Raw genomic sequence first — 2,981 nt, forward strand, 5'->3', positions numbered from 1 at the left:
CACCGCCGCGACGGTGGCCTTCTCACCCCAGCCGGCAACCTCACCCGCCGCCCCGGCGATCTCGGCCTCACTCGCCTCCACCGCCAGCATGGCCCCTTCAGCAGGCAACGCCTGCATCAACCCGGCCCTTGCTGCCACCACCCGGCACGCATCCGGCAGGGAAAGCACCCCCGCGACATGCGCCGCAGTCAGCTCACCGATCGAATGACCAGCCACGTAATCCGGTGTCACACCCCAGGACTCGAGCAGGCGGAACAACGCCACCTCGAACGCGAACAACCCGGGCTGCGTCCACTCAGTACGGTCCAGACCCTCGCCCCCGAACACCACATCCTTCAACGACCCCGGCAACAACCCGGCGAAACCAGCGCACACCTCCTCGAAGGCATCCGCGAACACCGGGAACGCCTCGGCCAACTCCCGCCCCATACCAGCCCGTTGCGCACCCTGACCCGTGAACAGGAACGCCGTCCGGCCCCCCAGGCCGGCTGCCCCGGTCACCACACCGACACCCGGCTCCCCGGACGCCAGCTTGCGCAGGCCCTGCGTCAACTGGTCCCAGTCGGTGCCCAGGACCACCGCCCGGTGCCCGAAACTCGCCCGAGTGGAGACCAGCGCCGCACCGACGTCCACCGGATCCAGCTCCGGATCCGCCTCCACATGCGCCACAAGCCGCCGCGCCTGATCCCGCAGCGCCGACTCCGACCTGGCCGACACCACCCACGGCACCACCACAGGCGGGACAACAACATCCGCACCAGAGACCGGCGTTGATTCAGGGGCCTGTTCAAGGATCACGTGAGCGTTGGTGCCGCTGATCCCGAACGAGGACACCCCGGCCCGCCACGGCCGGTCGACCGTCGGCCACGACCGTTGCTCGGTCAGCAACTCCACCGCGCCAACCGACCAGTCCACCTCAGGGGTCGGCTGGTCCACGTGCAGGGTGGGAGGCAGCTGGCCGTGTCGCATCGCCAGCACCATCTTGATCACACCGGCCACACCGGCAGCGGCCTGCGTGTGACCGATGTTGGACTTGAGCGACCCCAGCCACAGCGGACGACCCTCCGGCCGGTCCTGCCCATAAGTCGCCAACAGAGCCTGGGCCTCGATCGGGTCACCCAGCCGGGTACCCGTACCGTGGGCTTCCACCACGTCCACCTCGGCCGGGGCCACACCTGCGCTGGCCAGCGCCTGCCGGATCACCCGCTGCTGGGAGGGACCGTTCGGCGCGGTCAGCCCGTTCGACGCGCCGTCCTGGTTCATCGCCGTACCCCGCACCACCGCCAGCACCTGGTGGCCGTTGCGCCGGGCGTCCGACAACCGCTCCACCGCGAGCAACCCGGCGCCTTCCGCGAGGCCGACCCCGTCAGCGGTCCCGGAGAACGCCTTGCAGCGGCCGTCGCTCGCCAGCCCGCCCTGGATGGCGAACCCGGCGAAGACTCCCGGGGTGGCCATCACCGTCACACCGCCGGCCAGTGCCAGATCGCACTCGCCGGAGCGGAGTGCCTGGGTCGCGAGATGCAGGGCCACCAGCGACGACGAACATGCCGTGTCCACCGTCACCGCGGGCCCTTCGAGCCCCAGCACGTACGCGATCCGCCCCGACAGCACGCTGCTCGCGCCACCGGTCAGCATGTAGCCCTCGGCGTCGCCCGAGGCGTCCCCGACAGTGTCGTAGCCCGATCCTGTCCCGCCCAGGAACACGCCGGTCTTGCTGCCCTTCAGCGTGTTCGGGTCGATGCCGGACCGTTCCAGCGCCTCCCACGCCGTCTCCAGCAACAACCGCTGCTGCGGATCCATCGCCAACGCCTCACGCGGCGAGATACCGAAGAACCCGGCGTCGAACGCCGCCGCCTCGTGGAGGAAGCCACCCATCTGGGTGAAAGCGTCGCCGGTCAGATCCCAGCCGCGCTGAGTCGGGAACGCCGAGATGGCGTCGACACCGGCCGTGAGCAGGGTCCACAGCTGCTCAGGGCTCTCGACCCCGCCGGGGTACCGGCAGCCCATCCCGACGATGGCGATCGGCTCGTCCGTCGCCGCAGTGGTCACCGTCGTCACCGAGGCGGTCTCGACCGTGTCGGTCAGCCGCTGCCGCAGGTAGTCGGCCAGCCGTGACACGGTCGGGTGGTCGAACGCGAGCGTCGCGGGCAGCCGCAGCCCGGTCGCCGTCGCCAGGCGGTTGCGCAGTTCCACCGTCGTCAGCGAGTCGAAGCCCATGTCCCGGAACGCCTTTTCAGGATCGATGTCCTGTGCGGAGGCGTGACCGAGAACCGGGGCGACATGGCCGCGCACCAGGTCGAGAAGCAGCTGTTGCTGATCGGCGGTGGTCAGGGCGGCCAGTCGGCCGGCCAGGCCGGAGCTGTCCTGGACTGCCGCGCGGGCGACCGGTCGGGCCGGACCGCCGGCACTCACCAGGCCTCGCAGCAGCGGCAGCACCTGCTCCGGCCCGCCGTGCCGTGGCAGGTCGAGCCCGACCGGAGCCAGGTGCGCTTCCGGGCGCCGGATGGCCAGATCGAACAACGCCAGCCCCTCGGCCGCCGACATGGCACGCACCCCAGCCCGGCCGAACCGAGCGAGGTCGGTGTGGCCCAGGCGCCCCATCATGCCGCCGGCATCGGCCCACAAGCCCCAGGCCAGCGCTACGACGGGCTCGCCGAGGGCGGCACGCTGTTGAGCCATCGCGTCCAGCACGGAGTTCGCTGCCGCGTACGCCGCCACACCGGCCCCGCCGAACACTCCCGACACGGACGAGAAGAGGATGAACGCGTCGAGGTCCAGCCCGGCGGTCGCTTCGTGCAGGTACCACGCCGCGTCCGCCTTCGGACGCATCACCGTGTCCACGCGTTCCGGCGTCAGTGACGTGATCATCCCGTCGTCCAGTACAGCCGCCGCGTGGATCACCGCGGTGAGGGGGTGTTGTTCCGGTACCCCGGCGATCAGTCCGGCGACGGCGTCCCGGTCCGATACATCACATGCCACCG

At 70.8% G+C, this 2,981-nt stretch carries 1 pseudogene; it reads right to left on the reverse strand.

What is annotated here, in order from left to right:
• A pseudogene (locus AQJ67_RS44130) lies at positions 1 to 2,976 on the reverse strand (type I polyketide synthase); the annotation flags it as partial.
• Between the last annotated feature and the right edge of the window lie 5 nt (positions 2,977 to 2,981).

Origin of the sequence: Streptomyces caeruleatus, from assembly GCF_001514235.1 — a bacterium.
GTDB classification, from domain to species: Bacteria; Actinomycetota; Actinomycetes; order Streptomycetales; family Streptomycetaceae; genus Streptomyces; species Streptomyces caeruleatus.